The organism is Bradyrhizobium quebecense, from assembly GCF_013373795.3.
Lineage (GTDB): Bacteria > Pseudomonadota > Alphaproteobacteria > Rhizobiales > Xanthobacteraceae > Bradyrhizobium > Bradyrhizobium quebecense.
The window spans coordinates 3,580,985-3,597,771 of the sequence record NZ_CP088022.1 but is presented as its reverse complement, the minus strand read 5'-3'; the positions used below and the strand labels follow the sequence as shown (position 1 = coordinate 3,597,771).

General features: G+C 65.1%; 16 protein-coding genes. 13 read left to right on the top strand and 3 right to left on the bottom strand.

The window, feature by feature from the left end; translation table 11 throughout:
- Positions 1–6 precede the first annotated feature (6 nt).
- The 10 genes from HU230_RS17435 (at position 7) to HU230_RS17390 (ending at position 12,520) form a co-directional block, all read left to right on the top strand.
- The gene (locus HU230_RS17435) at positions 7–1,257 is read left to right on the top strand and encodes a YlbE family protein (RefSeq protein ID WP_176530592.1); all 1,251 of its coding nucleotides are present in this window, start codon (positions 7–9) and stop codon (positions 1,255–1,257) included.
- A complete protein-coding gene (fdrA, locus tag HU230_RS17430) occupies positions 1,254–2,762 on the top strand; it encodes an acyl-CoA synthetase FdrA (protein ID WP_176530593.1) in 1,509 nt (502 codons plus the stop codon). Before HU230_RS17435 ends, fdrA (HU230_RS17430) begins: the two co-directional genes overlap by 4 nt.
- A 4-nt stretch (positions 2,763–2,766) precedes the next feature.
- Positions 2,767–3,726, top strand: coding sequence for a carbamate kinase (gene arcC / locus HU230_RS17425; RefSeq protein WP_176530594.1), 960 nt, complete (start codon positions 2,767–2,769; stop codon positions 3,724–3,726).
- A gap of 205 nt (positions 3,727–3,931) precedes the next feature.
- Positions 3,932–5,530 (top strand): acyl-CoA synthetase FdrA, encoded by a 1,599-nt coding sequence (gene fdrA / locus HU230_RS17420; protein WP_176530595.1) that lies wholly within the window; start codon positions 3,932–3,934, stop codon positions 5,528–5,530.
- Positions 5,530–6,975, top strand: coding sequence for a YlbE family protein (locus HU230_RS17415; RefSeq protein WP_176530596.1), 1,446 nt, complete (start codon positions 5,530–5,532; stop codon positions 6,973–6,975). Before fdrA (HU230_RS17420) ends, HU230_RS17415 begins: the two co-directional genes overlap by 1 nt.
- A 102-nt stretch (positions 6,976–7,077) precedes the next feature.
- Positions 7,078–8,067, top strand: a complete 990-nt coding sequence (locus tag HU230_RS17410; protein ID WP_176530597.1) for a BMP family protein — start codon at positions 7,078–7,080, stop codon at positions 8,065–8,067.
- Between the two features lie 2 nt (positions 8,068–8,069).
- Positions 8,070–9,626 (top strand): ABC transporter ATP-binding protein, encoded by a 1,557-nt coding sequence (locus HU230_RS17405; protein WP_176530598.1) that lies wholly within the window; start codon positions 8,070–8,072, stop codon positions 9,624–9,626.
- A gap of 13 nt (positions 9,627–9,639) precedes the next feature.
- Positions 9,640–10,728, top strand: a complete 1,089-nt coding sequence (locus tag HU230_RS17400; protein WP_176530599.1) for an ABC transporter permease — start codon at positions 9,640–9,642, stop codon at positions 10,726–10,728.
- Positions 10,725–11,648, top strand: coding sequence for an ABC transporter permease (locus HU230_RS17395; protein ID WP_176530600.1), 924 nt, complete (start codon positions 10,725–10,727; stop codon positions 11,646–11,648). Before HU230_RS17400 ends, HU230_RS17395 begins: the two co-directional genes overlap by 4 nt.
- 44 nt (positions 11,649–11,692) lie before the next feature.
- On the top strand, positions 11,693–12,520 hold the full coding sequence (locus tag HU230_RS17390; protein ID WP_176530601.1) for a cysteine hydrolase family protein: 828 nt from the start codon (positions 11,693–11,695) through the stop codon (positions 12,518–12,520).
- Positions 12,521–12,548: 28 nt separating this feature from the next.
- Here HU230_RS17390 and plsY read toward each other — a convergent pair whose 3' ends face one another.
- Positions 12,549–13,235, bottom strand: a complete 687-nt coding sequence (gene plsY / locus HU230_RS17385) for a glycerol-3-phosphate 1-O-acyltransferase PlsY (RefSeq protein WP_176530602.1) — start codon at positions 13,233–13,235, stop codon at positions 12,549–12,551.
- A 198-nt stretch (positions 13,236–13,433) separates the two neighbouring features.
- On the opposite strand from plsY, the gene HU230_RS17380 reads away from it, so the two are divergent.
- The 3 genes from HU230_RS17380 (at position 13,434) to HU230_RS17370 (ending at position 14,784) form a co-directional block, all read left to right on the top strand.
- A complete protein-coding gene (locus HU230_RS17380; RefSeq protein ID WP_176530603.1) occupies positions 13,434–13,949 on the top strand; it encodes a GNAT family N-acetyltransferase in 516 nt (171 codons plus the stop codon).
- Between the two features lie 107 nt (positions 13,950–14,056).
- On the top strand, positions 14,057–14,512 hold the full coding sequence (locus HU230_RS17375; protein ID WP_176530604.1) for a cupin domain-containing protein: 456 nt from the start codon (positions 14,057–14,059) through the stop codon (positions 14,510–14,512).
- A gap of 89 nt (positions 14,513–14,601) precedes the next feature.
- Positions 14,602–14,784, top strand: a complete 183-nt coding sequence (locus tag HU230_RS17370) for a hypothetical protein (RefSeq protein WP_224924470.1) — start codon at positions 14,602–14,604, stop codon at positions 14,782–14,784.
- Positions 14,785–14,811: 27 nt separating this feature from the next.
- On the opposite strand, the gene HU230_RS17365 is transcribed toward HU230_RS17370, so the two are convergent.
- Both HU230_RS17365 and HU230_RS17360 read right to left on the bottom strand, forming a co-directional pair.
- The gene (locus HU230_RS17365; protein ID WP_176530606.1) at positions 14,812–15,747 is read right to left on the bottom strand and encodes a diacylglycerol kinase catalytic domain-containing protein; all 936 of its coding nucleotides are present in this window, start codon (positions 15,745–15,747) and stop codon (positions 14,812–14,814) included.
- Positions 15,731–16,774, bottom strand: a complete 1,044-nt coding sequence (locus HU230_RS17360; RefSeq protein ID WP_176530607.1) for an SPFH domain-containing protein — start codon at positions 16,772–16,774, stop codon at positions 15,731–15,733. The genes HU230_RS17365 and HU230_RS17360 overlap by 17 nt, the downstream gene beginning before the upstream one ends.
- Positions 16,775–16,787 lie beyond the last annotated feature (13 nt).

The window sequence follows — 16,787 nt, the reverse complement described above, 5'->3', positions numbered from 1 at the left end:
GCACCGATGAAGCTGATCGAAGACGCAAACCAGCAGGCGCTCGCCCGGATCCTCGAAGGAGAGCCGCGGCTGATCGACATCGTTCCCGCCCGCGAATTGATCCCGGGCCTGCGCGAACGGATGATCCTCCACGCCGGACCGCCGATCTCCTGGGACAGGATGTGTGGCCCGATGCGCGGCGCGGTCGCAGGCGCCATCGTGTTCGAGGGATGGGCGCGGGATCTGCCGACCGCGACCAAGCTCGCCGCCAGTGGCGAAATCGAATTTCACCCGAACCACCACTTCGGCGCAGTCGGCCCGATGACCGGCATGACGACGATGTCGATGCCGTTGTTCGTGGTCGAGAACGCACGCTTCTCCAACCGGGCCTATTGCGCGATCAATGAGGGGCTCGGCAAGGTGATGCGCTTCGGCGGCAACGACGCGAGCGTGCTGAAGCGGCTCGCCTGGCTGCGCGACGTGTTCGGGCCGACGCTCGGCAAGGCGATCCGTGCCGCCGGCGGCATCGACCTGAAATCGATCGTCGCGCGGGGCCTGTCGATGGGCGACGAGCTGCATCAGCGCAATCTGGCATGCTCGAGCGTCTTCCTTCGCGAAATCGCGCCCTGGATGGCGCGAACCTCGACCGACAACGCCGTTCTCGCCGAATGCCTCGCATTCATCGGGCAGAACGATCAGTTCTTCCTCAACATCGCGATGGCGATGGGCAAGGCGATCACCGATCCCGCCAACGGCATCCGGGGTTCGACCATCGTCACCACCATGTGCCGCAACGGCACCGATTTCGGGATCCGCGTCAGCGGGCTCGGCGAGCAATGGTTCACCGCGCCGGTCGAAATGCCGGAAGGGCTGTATTTCGCTGGCTATTCCGAGAAGGACGCCAATCCGGACATGGGCGATTCCGCCATCGTCGAGACGATCGGTCTGGGCGGATTCGCGATGGCGGCGGCGCCGGCCGTCGCAGGCTTCGTCGGGGCCGGCGCGCCGTCCGAGGCCGGCAACTTCACCCGTTCGATGGGCGAGATCACGGTTGCGCAGAATCCGGAATGGACCATCGCCGCAATGGACTTCGCGGGCGTGCCGACCGGCATCGATATCCGCCTGGTCGTCGATTCCGGTGTGGTGCCCGTCATCAACACGGGCATCGCGCATCGCGAGCCCGGCATCGGCCAGGTCGGTGCCGGCGTGGTCAAGGCGCCGTTGGCGTGCTTCCAGCAGGCGATCGTCGCGATCGCCAAGGATTTGAGTGTGTCATGAACGTCGTTGTCCTGAACGAGGTCCGCAAGGGATTCTATCTCGACTCGGTCGCGCTGATGCGGCTGTCGCGCGAGGTGGCCGGCTCGCCCGGCGTGATCGAGGCGGCGTTGATGATGGGAACCCCGTCGAACGCTGCGATCATGCGCAATGCGGGGCTTCTGGAGGAGGGCACTGCCGTGAAGGGCAATGACCTCGTGATCGCGGTCAAGGCCGAGTCGGAGCCCGCTGCCCGCGAAGCCCTCGACAATGCGATCAAGTCGCTCGACAAGCCGAAGACCCAGGGCGAGACGCAGGCTGCCTGGCGGCCGCACTCGATCGCCGCGGCCGTGAAGGTCAGGCCGGAGATCAATCTTGCGCTGATTTCCGTTCCCGGCGAGTTCGCCGCCGCGGAGGCCCGCAAGGCGCTCAATCGCGGCCTGCATGTCCTGATGTTCAGCGACAACGTGTCCCTCGAGGATGAATTGTCGCTCAAGCAGCAGGCGCGGGCGGCCGGCCTCCTGATGATGGGGCCAGATTGCGGAACGGCCGTGATCGGCGGCGCGCCGCTGGCGTTCGCCAACAAGATCAGGCGCGGCAGGATCGGCATCATCGGCGCGTCAGGGACCGGCACGCAGGAGGTCTCATGCCTGATCTCGGAAGCCGGCGCGGGGATCTCCCATGCCATCGGGGTGGGCGGGCGCGATCTGAAGAAGGATATTGGCGGCATCACCACGCTGATGGCGATCGATGCATTCGAGTCCGATCCGGAAACCGATCACGTGGTGCTGATCTCGAAGCCGCCGCATCCCGATGTCGCCAAATCCGTCCTTGAGCGGATCGGCAGAAGCAGGAAGTCGTACACCGTGTGTTTCATCGGTGCCTCGGAGATCGAGCTGCCACCGAACGCCCGCTTCTCGCCGACGCTGAAGGGCGCCGCGGAGCTGGCACTGGGAGACAAGAAGATCGGCACGGGCTTCGATGCGAATGCTGTCGCATCACGGCTTCCGCGGATCGGCCGAGGCGGGATCGAGGGTTTGTTTGCCGGCGGAACGCTGTGTGCCGAAGCTCAGGTGATCCTCGCTGCCGCAGGTCGGAAGGTGGCGTCGAACGCCGCCATCCCCGGCGTGGTCAAGCTCGGCGTCGAGCCGAACTCCGGACGGGATCGGCTGATCGACCTCGGCGACGACGAATATACCCGTGGCCGGCCGCACCCGATGATCGACCCGTCAGTGCGCGACGATGCGTTGCGTGCTGCGCTCAAGAACCGCGATCTTTCGGTGATCCTGCTCGATCTTGTGCTCGGCTATGGCGCGCATGCCGATCCCGCCGAGCATCTGACGAATATCGTCGCCGATCGCGAGCAAGATGCGCCAGCGTTGATCGCGTCCGTCGTCGGCACGGAGCAGGATCCGCAAGGGCGCTCCGCGCAGGTCAGGAAACTGGAGCAGGCCGGAATCCTCGTTGCGCCGTCGAACGCGCAGGCGTGCGAGCTTGCGGTTGCCATCGTCCAGAATGCCGGGAGGTAAGGAAATGCGTACGCTCAATGACGTGCCGCGTCGCCTGGTGGTCGCGATCGGTGGCAATGCGGTTCACCCCGAGGATATCAGGGGCACTTCCCAGGAGCAGAAGTCCGTCGCGCGGATCACTGCGGAAGCGCTGCTGCCGCTTGCGCAACTCGACAATGAGCTGGTCATCACGCACGGCAACGGCCCGGTCGTCGGCAAGATCATGATGCGCCAGATGCTGACGATGAGCCGAATCCCGCCGATGGACATGGACATCTGCGTCGCGCACAGCCAGGGCGGCATCGGCTATCTCCTGATGCAGGCGATCGAGAATGCCCTCCGCGAGCAGGGCAACCAGCGACATGTGGCAAGCCTGCTGACCCAGGTCGAGGTGGACAAGGACGATCCCGCGTTCAAGAATCCGACGAAGTTCGTTGGACCGTTCTTTTCCGAGGACGAGGCGAAGAAGATCAGCGCCGAGCTCAATTGGGCGATGCGTGAGGATTCAGGGCGCGGCTGGCGTCATGTCGTGCCGTCGCCGAAGCCCAAGCATGTCTGCGACATCTCGCTGGTCGACGCATTGGTCAAGCGGGGAACGATCGTCATTGCGGGAGGCGGCGGCGGCGTTCCCGTGGTTCGAGATGCAAAGGGCGTGCGCACCGGCGTGCCGGCGGTCATCGACAAGGATCTGACATCAGCTCATATCGCGAATGTGCTTGGTATCGAAGAGTTGCTGATCCTGACGGCTGTTCCGCGCGTCGCGGTGAATTTCGGCAAGCCGAACAAGAAGGATCTGGACCAGGTCAGCCTCGAGGAGATCAAGGCCTACCACCGCGAGGGACATTTTCCTCCGGGAAGCATGGGACCCAAGGTCGATGCGGCGATCCGGTTTCTCGAGGGCGGCGGCAAACGCGCGATCATCAGTCACCTCGACTGTGCCATGGCGGCGCTGCGGGGCGAGACCGGGACGCACGTCGTTCAGTAACCACCGGGATTGGCGCATCGGCGGGACATTCGCCCGTGCCAATCTGCATTCGAGCGTCGAGCAAGATGGCCCGCGCTCACCGAGTTGAAGCAGTTGGGGCGCATCTGCGCCTCATTCTGATCAGGCGATCGAGCTGGCCGCTGGCTCAAGCTCACACATGCAAGACAGACAAGCAGCCTGCGGGATTCAAGGGAACGACAAGGCGATGGCCATTCAATCCAGCATAAAGGCGAACCTGTACAAGGATTCCGTGTCGTTGATGCGGATCTCACAGGTCACGGTCGCGCGGACCGGCGTGCAGCGGGTCACGCTGCTGATGGGAACGCGCAGCAACAAGGAGTTCCTGCAGCAGGCCGGGCTGATGAGCCCGGCGCTCGAGAGCGCCAAGCCGGGCGATATCATGATCGTCGTGGCGGACGATGCGCCCGAAAAGCTCGCCGCCGCGGAGCGGGAGATCCACTCGCTGATCGCCGGCGAAAAACCAAAGGGCGGGTCGAATGAGGCAGCGGCGGAAGCACCGCCGCGCTCGATCTCCGGCGGCGTTGCGATTGCCGATCATGCCGACCTCGCATTGATCTCGGTGCCGGGCCCCTATGCCGCGGCGGAAGCCTTGAAGGCGCTGCGCCGGGGCCTGAATGTGCTGCTGTTCAGCGACAACGTGCCGATCGAACAGGAGGTGGCCATCAAGCGCGTTGCGGCGCAGAAGGGCCTGCTGGTGATGGGACCGGATTGCGGCACAGCCATTATCAACGGCGTGCCGCTTGGATTTGCCAATGTCGTTCGGCGCGGCGCGATCGGGCTCGTCGGCGCGTCCGGCACGGGCCTGCAGGAGGTGATGTGCCAGATCCATCGTCATGGCCAGGGCATCTCGCAGGCCATCGGCACCGGCAGCCACGACGTTTCAAGCGAAGTCGGCGGCATCACGATGTTGCACGGCCTTGAGCTGCTGGCCGCCGACGCGCAGACCAAAGTTGTCGCCGTCGTCTCCAAGCCTCCTGCGCCCGATGTGCAGAAGCGGGTGATCGAGCGCGCTCGCGCGATCGGAAAGCCGGTCGTGATCTGCTTCCTCGGCGGCGAGCTGGCAGCATCCGCCGGCAATGTTCACCGCACATCGTCGCTCGAGGAGACGGCGCGGCAGGCCGTCGCGCTTGCGGGAGCACGCCAACCCGGCGGCGATGAACAGTCCATCGAAGCGTTGGCAACGCGGGTCTGTGCGTCGCTGGCGCCGTCGCAGCGCTACCTGCGCGGTCTCTACTCCGGTGGAACGTTCTGCTCGGAAGCCCAGACCATTTGGCGGGCGGCGGGGATTCGTGCCCGGTCGAACGCGCCGCTTGCCGGGGCAGACCGCTTGGTCGACGTGGCAGAGAGCCACGGGCACACGGCCATCGATCTCGGCAGTGACGAATTCACGGTGGGACGTCCGCATCCGATGATCGACTATGGCGTGCGGATCGAACGGCTGCTGAAGGAAGCGGACGATCCGACCGTTGCCTGCATCGTCCTGGACGTCGTGCTCGGTTACGGCAGCCACCCCAATCCGGCAGAGATCCTGGCCCCGGCGATCCGCCGGGCGAAGGCCGCGGCGCGAGCGCAGGGGCGGGAGCTTCCCGTGATCTGCTTCGTCTGCGGCACGGATTCAGATCCGCAGCCCTACGAGATCCAGAAAGCCATGTTGGCGGACGCCGGCGCGGAGATTGTCGGCAGCAGCACGGGCGCGGCCCGTTCCGCGCAAGCCATCGCGAGCCGCATGGCCGCGGACGACAACGCCACAGCGCGCCGTGCGATGCAAGGTGGAGAACGATGATGAACGCAGCCCGCTCCGCGCTCCAGGACAAGACATCGGTCATCAGCCTCGGCGCCTCCGGCGTCGATCGCGGCGTCGAGAGCAGCGGTGCCCCGCTGGTGCGTCTGCAGTGGCAGCCGGTCGGCGACGGAAGTCCCGAGGTCGCCTGGAGCCTCGCGCAACTGGTTGGCGACGCCGGCGATGCCGACTGCCTCGGATCGCGGATCGATCGCGCCAATGCGGAGGTGCTCGAGCGCATCCTGACCGCGCAGCCGGTATGGGTCGACGTCGCGGCGCACGCATCCGAAGTCTGGCCGGACATGGGCCGGACGCTGCTTCATGCCGGTCCGCCGATCGCCTGGAACGATATGTGCGGCCCGATGAAGGGGGCGGTCGTCGGCGCGGTTCTCTACGAGAAGTGGGCGGCGACCCAGCAGGAGGCTGAACAACTCGTCGCGGCAGGCGGCATCCGCTTCGCGCCGTGCCATGAATTCGGCGCGGTCGGGCCGATGACCGGGATCATCTCGCCCTCAATGCCGCTGTTTGTGGTGCTGAACCAGACCACCGGCAACCGCGCCTATGCGCCGATGATGGAATCCGGCGGCGCCAAGACCCTGCGCTTCGGTGCCTTCGCGCCCGAGGTGATCGAGGGCCTCAAGCTGATCGAGAATGTGCTGGCTCCATGCTTGAAGGCCGCGGTCGCCGGCATCGACGGTGGATTGCCGCTGAAGCCGCTGATGTCGCAGTCGCTGCACATGGGCGACGACGTCCACAACCGCAACACGGCGGCGACCCTGCTGCTGTATCGCGCCGTCACGGAATCGCTGCTCAAGTCCTCGATCTCGCGCGATCTGGTTCACGAAACGCTGCGGACGATCGGGGCGGACGACATGTTCTTCCTCAGCCTGTCGATGGCGGCGTGCAAGGCGACCATGGATGCCGCGCACGGCGTGCCGTTCAGCAGCATCGTCACGGCAATGGCGCGCAACGGCGTCAATGTCGGCATCCGGGTCAGCGGCCTGAACGGGCAATGGTTTGTCGGTCCGGCCGACATCCCCGTCGGGCTGTTCCTGCCCGGCTTCAGCGAGGCCGATGCCAATCCCGATATCGGCGACAGCGCGATCACCGAGACTGCGGGGCTCGGCGCGTTCGCGATGGCGGCGGCTCCAGCGATGGTTCAGTTCGTCGGCGGCACGCCGCAGGACGCCCTGCGTTATTCGCGCGAGATGGCGCACGTCACGATCGGCCGCAATCCCGGCTTCACCCTGCCGATGCTCGACTTCATCGGAGCTCCAGTCGGCATCGACATCCGCAAGGTCGTGGACGAAAGCATGCGCCCGGTCATCAACACCGCAACGGCGCACAAGGAGCCGGGCATGGGGATCATCGGCGCCGGCGTCGTGCAGGCTCCAATGAAATGCTTTGTCGACGCCGTCGGCGCGCTAGCGACGGTGGCCGGGAGATGACGTTGCTTCGAGTCTGAGAACGACGGCAGCGGTCGCGCTGCCGATTGAAAAAATGCCGCAACAAAGATTGCGGCAACACCGGGAACGAACAGGAGGAAACAGATGAACGGTACCCGTCGTGCATTTCTGCAAACAGGCCTGCTCTCGGCAGCCTGGATCAGTTCATCAGGCCGGCTCGCCTCCGCCGACGATGCTGCGAAGCCGCTTCGCATCGGCATTCTCATTCCGGGGTCGCGGGCCGACCACGGCTGGATGGAGTCGGCCTACAACGGCATGAAGGCGGCCGAGCAACGCCACGGCAGCAAGGTCGTGATCACGTCGATCGAGAACGTCAAGTTCGCCGACATGGAGCAGGCGCTCGTCACGCTCGCGAGCAAGAACGACATGGTGATCGGCGCCGCGGGGCAGACCCAGGCATCGGTGCTCAAGGTCGCCAAGCGCTTCCCGAAGGTGAAGTTCTCTATCGTCGGCCCGACCGGACAACCGACCGAAAACGTCGCGCAATACGACGTGCTGCAGGCCCAGATCGGCTTCATCGCCGGCGCGGTCGCCGCGATGATGTCGAAGAACGGCGCGGTGAGCTACGTCGGCGGGCTTGAAATTCCGGCCATCGTCAACACCGGAACGGAATTCGCGAACGGCGCCAAGCATGTCAAGCCGGACACCAAATGCTTCGTGACCTACACCGGTGACTTCGACGACGTCGCCAAGGCGAAGGAAGCGACCCTTGCCGCGATCGCGCAGGGGGCGGACGTCCACTACAACATCCTCAATCTCGGCGTGCGCGGAATGGAGCAGGCGGCGCGCGAGAAGGGCACGAGGATGATCGGGAGCTATACCAACTACTGCTCCGACAATAACCCGCTCTACATCGCCTACACGGTCAGCGGCATCGGCTTCATGGTCGAATATGCCATCGACCAGGCCGTCGCCGGAACGTGGCACCCGGAGTACAAGCAGTTCGGCCTCGCGATGGGGCCACGTTCCGCCGACATCGAGATCTGCGCCGGGGCGACGCCGGAGATCCAGGCCAAGATCAAGGAGCTCAAGGACGACCTGCTGTCGAACAAGATCAAAGTCAAGGTGGGCTGACCGTGGCACTTCTCGAACTGTCTGGCTTGACCAAGCGCTTCGGGGCTTTTACCGCGCTCGACGACATATCGCTGCTGATCGAGCGCGGCGAGGTGCACTGCCTGCTCGGTGAGAACGGCGCCGGCAAGTCGACATTGTGCAATCTGGTGTTCGGGGTGCACCGGCCGGATGCCGGCACGATGACGCTGGGCGGAGAGCCGTTCGATCCGCGCGGCCCGGCGGAAGCGCTGCAGCGCGGCGTCGTCATGGTGCATCAGCATTTCAGCCTGGTGCCCAACATGAGCGTGGTCGAGAACCTGATGCTCGGCCGCGCCAACGCGGTGCTGAAGCCGCAGGATATCATCGTGCGGATGGAGCAGCTCGCAGCGGAATACGGGCTCGAGATCGACCCCGAGGCGCGGATCGATGAGCTTTCGGTCGGCGAGCGGCAGCGGGTCGAGATCATCAAGTGCCTGCTCGGCGATCCGCAGCTGCTGGTGCTCGACGAACCGACGGCCGTTCTGCAGCCGGACGAAATCGACGCGCTGCTGGCGATCTGCCGCCAGGTGGCGCTGCGCGGCAAGTCCGTGATCCTGGTGACGCACAAGCTCGGCGAAATCAGCCGCGTGGCCGATCGCACGACGGTGCTGCGGCAGGGCCGGATCATCGAGACCGTCGCGATGGATGGTGCCGACATCCGATCGCTGGTGCGTTCGATGGTCGGCCGCGACGTCCGGTCGGCAGGCTCGGTGCTCGCCGCCGCGGTCGACATCGAAGACAAGACGCCCGCGAAATCTAGTGCGGCCGCGGCCGGCCCGGTGTCGGCGGGCGAGGCGGTGCTGCAGATCTCCGACCTCGTGTATCGCGACCCGCATGGCGTGCCGAGGCTCGACGGCCTGAGCCTCACGGTCGGTACCGGCGAGATCGTCGGGATCGCGGGCGTCGAGGGCAACGGCCAGACCGAGCTCGGACTGATCCTGGCCGGCCTCGCCACGCCAAGCGCCGGCGCGATCGTGGTCGGCGGGACACAGGTCGGCGGTTGCACGCCGCAAGAGATCACGGATTCGGGTGTCGGTATCGTTCCCGAGGATCGCCATGCGGTGGCCTGCATCAAGGAATTGTCGGTTGCCGAGAACCTGTTTCTCGGCGCGATAGGAAAATTCAGCCGCTTCGGCCTGCTCGACAAGTCGGCGCGGCGCAAGGCGGCGGAGGCGATGATGCGCGACTTCGACGTGCGGGCGAGCAGCCCGGATGTTTCGATGGCGAGCCTCTCCGGCGGAAATCAGCAGAAGGCGGTGCTCGCGCGCGAGCTGTCGCTCGATCCGCTGGTGTTCCTGCTCGCCGCGCAGCCGACGCGCGGCCTCGACGTCGGTGCGATCGAGGCCGTCTACAATCGGATCCGTGCCGCGCGCGATGACGGCCTCGGGGTGCTTCTGATCTCCAGCGAGCTCGAGGAGCTGATGGCTGTGTCGGATCGGATCGCGGTGATCTACCGCGGAAAGCTGGTTGGCGAGCTCGCGGCCGGGTCGTTCAGCCGCGAGGCGATCGGAGCGATGATGTCGGGGCACGCGCATGTCTAGGTTGGCCATGGTTATGAAAAATCCGAAGCTTGCGCGGGTCGCGCAGGGCGCGAAACTCGAGCTCGTGCCGTTGCAGGTTCTGGTTCCGGTGGTATCGACCCTTGTCGCGCTCGGGATCGGCCTGCTCATCATCGCCGCCACCGGCGCCTCCGTCCTCGAGGCGATCGAAGCGTTCTGGGACGGCATGGCGGGAAGCGATTTCAACATCGGTGCTTCGATCAATCGCGCCATCAGCCTCGCGCTGGTCGGGCTCGGCTTCATTTTCGCCGGCCGTGCCAACCTGACCAATGTGGGAGGCGAGGGGCAGATCGCGATGGGCGGGATGTTCGCGACGGCCGCGGCCCTGCACGGCGCCGGCGACCTGCCGTTGGGACTGGCGTTCATCGTGCCGCTCGCCGTGGGGACTGTCGCCGGCGCCGTTTGGGGCGGCCTGGCGGGCTTCCTCAAGGCGGCACGCGGCACCAACGAGGTCATCAGCACATTGCTGTTGAGCTTCATTGCGCTGCCGCTGGTGTACTGGTCGGTCGAATCCTTTCACCTGCTGCGCAAGCCGATCAGCGATGTGTCGTCGCTGCCGGAATCGGCGGAGATTCCGGACACGACCAAGTTGCCGCTGCTGTTCCCGGACAATGGATCTCCGCTCCATATCGGATTGCTGATCGCGGCGATCGCGGTCGTCGTGGTGTGGCTGGCGCTCAAGCACAGCACGCTTGGCCTGCGGTTGCGTGCGGTCGGCTTGAATGCGACGGCCTCCCGCCGTGCCGGCATGCGGACGAGCGTCTACGTGATCCTGGCCGTGACGGTCTCCGGCGGCCTGGGCGGTCTCGGCGGCGCCATCATGATCCTCGGCCAGCAATTCTATCTGACGAGCGATTTCTCGTCGGGTTACGGATTTGACGGCCTGGTGGTCGGCCTGTTGTCGCGCGGCTCGGCCGTCGGCGTGGTGATCGGCGCGCTGCTGTTCGGCTTCCTGCGATCGGGATCCATCAACATGGAAATCTCGGCGCACGTCCCGTCCGCCGTCGTTCTGATCTGCCAGGGCCTGATCGTCATTGTCATTGCAGGCTCCGCGATCCTCACCAACCGAAAGGTGACCCGATGATTGACGAACAGATGGCCGTGTTCATCGGTTCCGGACTTCGCCTGGCGGTTCCGATCATCTTCGCCGCAACCGGCGAGATGCTGAGCGAGCGCGCCGGCGTGCTCAATCTCAGCCTCGATGGCATGATGTTGATGTCGGCCTTCACGGCGGCGCTGGCATCGTGGGCGACCGGATCGCCGCTTCTCGGCGTGGCGGCCGGCGTATTGGTCGCGATGGCGGTTGCCGCGGTCCAGGCCGTGCTGAGCGTGACATTGCGCGCCAATCAACTGGTGGTGGGGATCGGATTCAACATCCTGGCGCTGGGAACAACCACGTTTCTCTATCGTGAGATATTCGGGCCGCTGTCGCGCGATCCGATTCCCGGCTTCGCGCAGCTCAATCTGCCGTGGCTCGCCAGTATCCCGGTGATCGGGCCGGCATTGGCGAACCAGACCGGCCTTGCCTATGTCAGCATCCTGATGGTCGTCGTGACGTGGTTGATCCTGAAGTACACGTCGTTCGGGCTGGCAGTGCGGGCGGTCGGCGAGGATCCGCGCGCCGCGGACAAGGCGGGCATCAGCGTCGCCAGGACGCGCTATCTCGGCGTGCTCTACGCCGGCATCCTGGCGGGCCTCGGCGGCGCCTTCATGTCGGTTGCCGACAGCAATACGTTCACCGAGAACATGACCAAGGGAGCAGGCTATCTCGCGATCACGGCGGTGATCTTCGGCGGCTGGAATCCCTGGTACACGCTGGCGGCGTGCCTGCTGTTCGGCTTCGCGACCGCGCTGCAATTCCTGGTGCCGGCGCTGCAGCTCGATGTGCCGGTCGCGCTGCTGTTGCTGCTGCCATATTTGCTGGCGCTGGTCGCTATCGCCGGCTTCGTCGGCAAGAGCAGACAGCCCTCGGCCCTGACCATTCCGTTCGAACGCGGCGGCTGACCACAACAGACTTCAAGAAAACATAGGCAAGGGAGGACAATCCGATGACGAGTTCCACTTTAGCAAAGACCGCGGAATCCCCCGCGCCCGGCACCGCCAATCCCCTTGGGTCTGCTCCCGGCTACAAATGGCTGGTCGACGACAACAACGTCAACATGGCGATGGCGCTGCCGCCGCCCAGGGCGGTCACGATCGATGCGCAGCCGCAAACCGTGACGGTCGATCTGCACCGCACCGTCCTCATCGTCGTCGACATGCAGAACGACTTCTGCGCGAAGGGGGGATGGGTCGACCATCTCGGCCTCGATCATACGCCGGATCGGGCACCAATCGAGCCGCTCCAGAAGCTTCTCCCGGTGTTGCGGAATGCCGGCGTGCATGTCATCTGGCTGAACTGGGGCAATCGGCCTGATCTCAAGAACATGGCGCCCAACCAGCTCCATCTCTACAAGCCGAAGGGCGTCGGCATCGGCCTTGGCGAGCCGTTGCCGGGCAGTGGAGCGCGTGTGCTGCAGAAGGACAGCTGGGCCGCGGCCGTTGTCGATGAATTGAAGCAGGAGCCCGAGGACATTCACGTCGATAAATACCGGATCAGCGGCTTCTGGGACACGCCGCTGGACAGCATTCTGCGCAATCTCGGAACCAAGACGATCCTGTTTGCCGGCGTCAACACCGATCAATGCGTGCTGCATTCGCTCACCGACGCGAACTTCCTGGGCTACGGTTGCCTCCTGGTCGAAGACTGCTGCGCAACGACCTCGCCGGGCTACTGCGTCGAAGCAACCCTGTTCAACGTCAAGAAATGCTTCGGCTTTGTGACGCATTCGTCAAACGTCATCGAAGCCATTTCAGGAGTAGGTCCAACGGCGTGACGGATCGGTCGCGCTCCGAGTGCACACACTAGCCTTGTGACGCCGCTTGCGATTCTCGTCCACCTGATCCCAGGCGCGGCTCGGTCCCGGCAAGCAGCCGCTGGATGTTCGCGCGGTGGCGCGCGATCACGTAAAGGCCACCTGCGATGACCAGCAGCCGATAGGGCAATGGCTGCTCCAATGCGCAGACCAGTGCGATCGCAGTGAGTGCCGCCAACATTGAGCTCAGGGAAACGATCCGGGAAATTGCCAGCACAACGCCAAAGGCTGCAGCGGCGCCGAAACCGACCGGCCAGGACAGCGCCAGCAACACGCCGAGCCCCGTCGCGGCGGATTTGCCACCCGTGAAATTCAACCAGATCGAACGGCTGTGCCCCAACAATACCGCAAGTCCGGCCAGGCAGACCGCCCAAGGCAGCAAGGTTTGCAGATCGATCGCCGTCGGTGGCGTGACCGACGGTAATGTCCCGAGCCAGGGATAGAACCAGCGGGCAAACGCGATCGCTCCCGCACCCTTCAGCACATCGACCAGCAGGACCGCCAACGCGGGCCACTTGCCCAGGGTACGCAAGACGTTTGTGGCCCCGGTGGACCTGGAGCCGTGCTCTCGGATGTCGATGCCCTTGAGCAACTTCCCGGCGAGATAGCCCGCGGGTATGGAACCGAGAAGGTAGGCCGTCGCCAATCCAGCCGCACTCGCGATCCAAAAAATCATAGGCCTCTCCTCGATGCGCCAGTGTCAGGCAAGCGTCATCCGGAGTCTACCTCTATGCGACGGCCGATATCGTGGATACGAGGGGGCGATTCCCTCACCCGGTCCAATCCCCTTTGGAATAGGCCGGCTTTGCGATAGATACCGCGATCGACATGCCGATCGATCGGCGATACTGCCGCGACGAAGACAGGACACGGAATGACGACGCAATCAATCGAGATTCGCCGCCTCTTGCCTGCCGACGCTGCGCTTTATCGCGACATCCGTCTCGAGGCGCTGCGCTTGAGCCCCGAGGCGTTTGGCAGCGCGTATGAGACGGAGAGCGTTCATCCCGTCGGCTGGTTCGCGGAGAGGCTCGCGCACGGGGCGGCGATAATTGGGGCGTTTCGCGGCGGCGAACTCGCCGGCATCGTCGGCTTCATCGCGGCGCAAGGGCCGAAACAGCAGCACAAGGGCATGCTGGTCGCGATGTATGTGCGGCAGCAGGCGCGACGCGCCGGTGTCGGTCGGCTTCTGGTCGATGCTGTGCTCGAGCTCGCCGCGCAATCGGTCGAGCTGGTGCAGCTCGCTGTGGTGAAGGGCAATGAGCCGGCCTGCGGGCTCTACCGGCGCGCCGGCTTTGTCGAGTACGGGCTGGAGAGGCATGCCCTGAAGATCGATGGCCGCTACTACGACGACATCCTGATGGCGAAGGACCTGCTCGGGCGCGACTGACGTCGCACAAAGTGAACCGTCACAATTCCGGCGGCCCATTGCGATAGCCGCATATCCACGCTTAACGTCACGCATCCGCTTGCTGTCATCGCCTCGGGGACGCTTCCATGCCGAAGATCGATCTGACAAAGGTACCGGAACGCAAGGGGACCGGCTATCTGGCCGAGTTCGCTGCACCGTGCGCGGAACGAATCCGGCAGCGTCTCGGCGACGCCGGCGGGCTCGCCGATTTCGGCGTCAATCTGATGCGGCTGCCGCCGGGCAACTGGTCGAGCCAGCGCCATTGGCATTCGGACGAGGACGAGTTCGTCTATGTGCTTGCGGGCGAGGTAGTGCTGATAGAGGACGGCGGCGAGACGGTGCTGCGCGCCGGCGATTGCGCGGCGTTCCCGAAGAATTCCGGCAACGGGCACCATATGATCAACAGGTCGCAGATGACGGCGACCTATCTTGAGGTCGGCTCGCGCTCGCGTGCCGACGTCATCACCTGTTCCGACATCGATATGATGAGCCCGAGCACCGACGGCCGCTTCCTGCACAAGGACGGCCGGCCGTACGAATAGGCCCTGAACCGCAGGACGGCGCGAAATCCGGCGTTGCAGATTGGCCGGCGAAGGACCAATCTTCCGGCCAGGGAGATTTGGTCGCGTCCATGACGGAATGGTATTTCATCTGGATCGATGGTCCGCGCGGACCCGAGCCGCAGAAATGGTCGTCAGACGCGCTGTGGGGGCAGCTTGCGCGCCAGGACATCATTGTCCGCTTTCCCTTGATGGAGCGCGAAGCCGGGTTGTCGCTTGATCAGCTGGCGCGGCTGCATCCGGTGCCGCAGTGAGCTGCGCCGCAAGAGCGTGCGGCCGCCTCACACCACCAGCCGTCCTTCGCGGTCCGCGACCGTGATCTGGGCTTCCGTTCCCGAGTTGAAGTCGAGCCGGTCCGCCTCGATGCCGTCGCTGAAGATGACGCCGTTCTCCGGCATCAGCGAGCGGACGCTGAGGCGCTCGGTGCGTTCGATGCTGCCACAGACGAGGGTGACCTGCGAGGTGCGGCTTGGAAACGGCTCGCGCACCGCAAAGCGCAGCGCGCCGGTGTCCCAGGCCTGAGGCAGATAAGGCGGGCTGCCGGCGCCGCCGCCGAAGCTGCCTGCGATTGCGAGCGAACCGGTGACGATGCTCTTGAACCAGGCGGTTGAGCCGAGACCGGTCGCGACGATCAGGCCGCTCGAGGACTGACGCTCCTTTCGATCGGCGAGGGCGATCTCGTAGACGGCCGATGTATGCGTGCGCGCGCCGATGAAGAGATCGTTGACGGCATAGAGGATCTGGCCATTGGTGAGCGCGGCCTTGGCCATCGTCACCGCCTTGTGGCCGCGTCTGTCGCCCGCGACCTCGCGCAGGAGGGCAGGGAGGTCGCGCGGCACGAATGGCAGCAGGATGCCGTCGTGGCGCTGGGCATCCGGGTTGAGCCCGATCAGCGGATGACCATCGAGATATTTCATCGTGTTGGCGACGACGCCGTCCTGGCCGAGCGCCACCACGATGTCGGAAGGGCCGAAAATGAAGTTCGGCAGAAAACTCCGGTCGATGATCTGGTAACGACCCCATTGCTCCAGCGCCTGTACGGTGACGCAGCGCTCGGCCTGGTAGACATCGTGTTCGCGCTGGTAGTCGGAGAAGTCGGCGCCGAGATGCTCGACATAGAAGCGCGCCTGCGCCGCCGTCAGGTATTTTGCGATCAATTCCTCGAGCCGCGTCTTGCGGGTGACGAGGACGATCTTGCGGTCATTGTCGGCGGGCACGGGGAGCCTCCACGACGGGCCTGTCCAGCAGCGTGTTGAGCAGATCGGGCGAGACGTTGAGCTGGCCGATCTTCTCGGCCTTTTCGGCGATGCCGCTGAAGGCCTGCGCGATCAGCTGTCCCGGCTGCATGCCGGCCGCGGCCAGCGCCTGGATCACGCGGGTGTCGACGCCCTCGAAGATCTTCATCAGCGCGCCGACCCGATAGGCCTCGGCATCGGCCAGCGTGCGGGTGTTTTCGGCGTTGAGGCCGACGAAATCCTTGCGTTTGCTCTCCAGCGTGATGTCGGCGACCATGCCGGCCTCGCGCAGCTCGGCCTGCTTCGCCGCGACGCTCGCTTCGGCATCCATCTGGGTCTCCCGGATCGAGCGCTTCTTCTGCTCGACCGCGATCTCGGTGTCGAGCTCGCTCTCGCGGATGGCGCGTTCCTGCTCCACCGCGAAGTTGCGCCGCGCGAAGATCGCCTCGTCCGCGCTCTTGAGGATCGCCTCGCGCGCCTCGGCCTCCAGCGCCTTGGCGGTGTCCGGCGTCGGCTTCACGCCGCGGATCGAGACGCCGAGAATTTCGAGCCCGAGGGCGGCGATGTCGGTGCGACCGCGCAGTCCGCTCTCGATCAGGCCGGCGATGCGATCGGCGGCCTGCAGTGCTTCCTTCAAGGTGAGTTCCTTGACCGCCTGCTGCGCCAGCACCTCGACGGTCGCGAGAATCCGCTGCGGCAGCTGCTCCGGGTCGTCGGACTCGTAGGTCTTGCCATCGGCCTTGAGCGTGAAGTTGAGCATCGCGGCGGCCTTCTGCGGCTCGCTGATCCGGTAGGTGACATGGCCCTGGATGGTTAGCGCCTGAAAGTCGCGCGCGATCTGCTGGAAGATGAAGGCGGCGTCGCGGCTGCCGATCGGCACCGCGACCAGCGAGGTGACCGGCCCATAATAGAAGCCGGACAGGCCGGCGCCCTGCTGGGTCACCGCGCCGCGGCGGTACTTCATGAGATAGGTGGTCGGCTGGGCCTTGATGAAGCGGAGACCGAACATGGCATGCACTCCC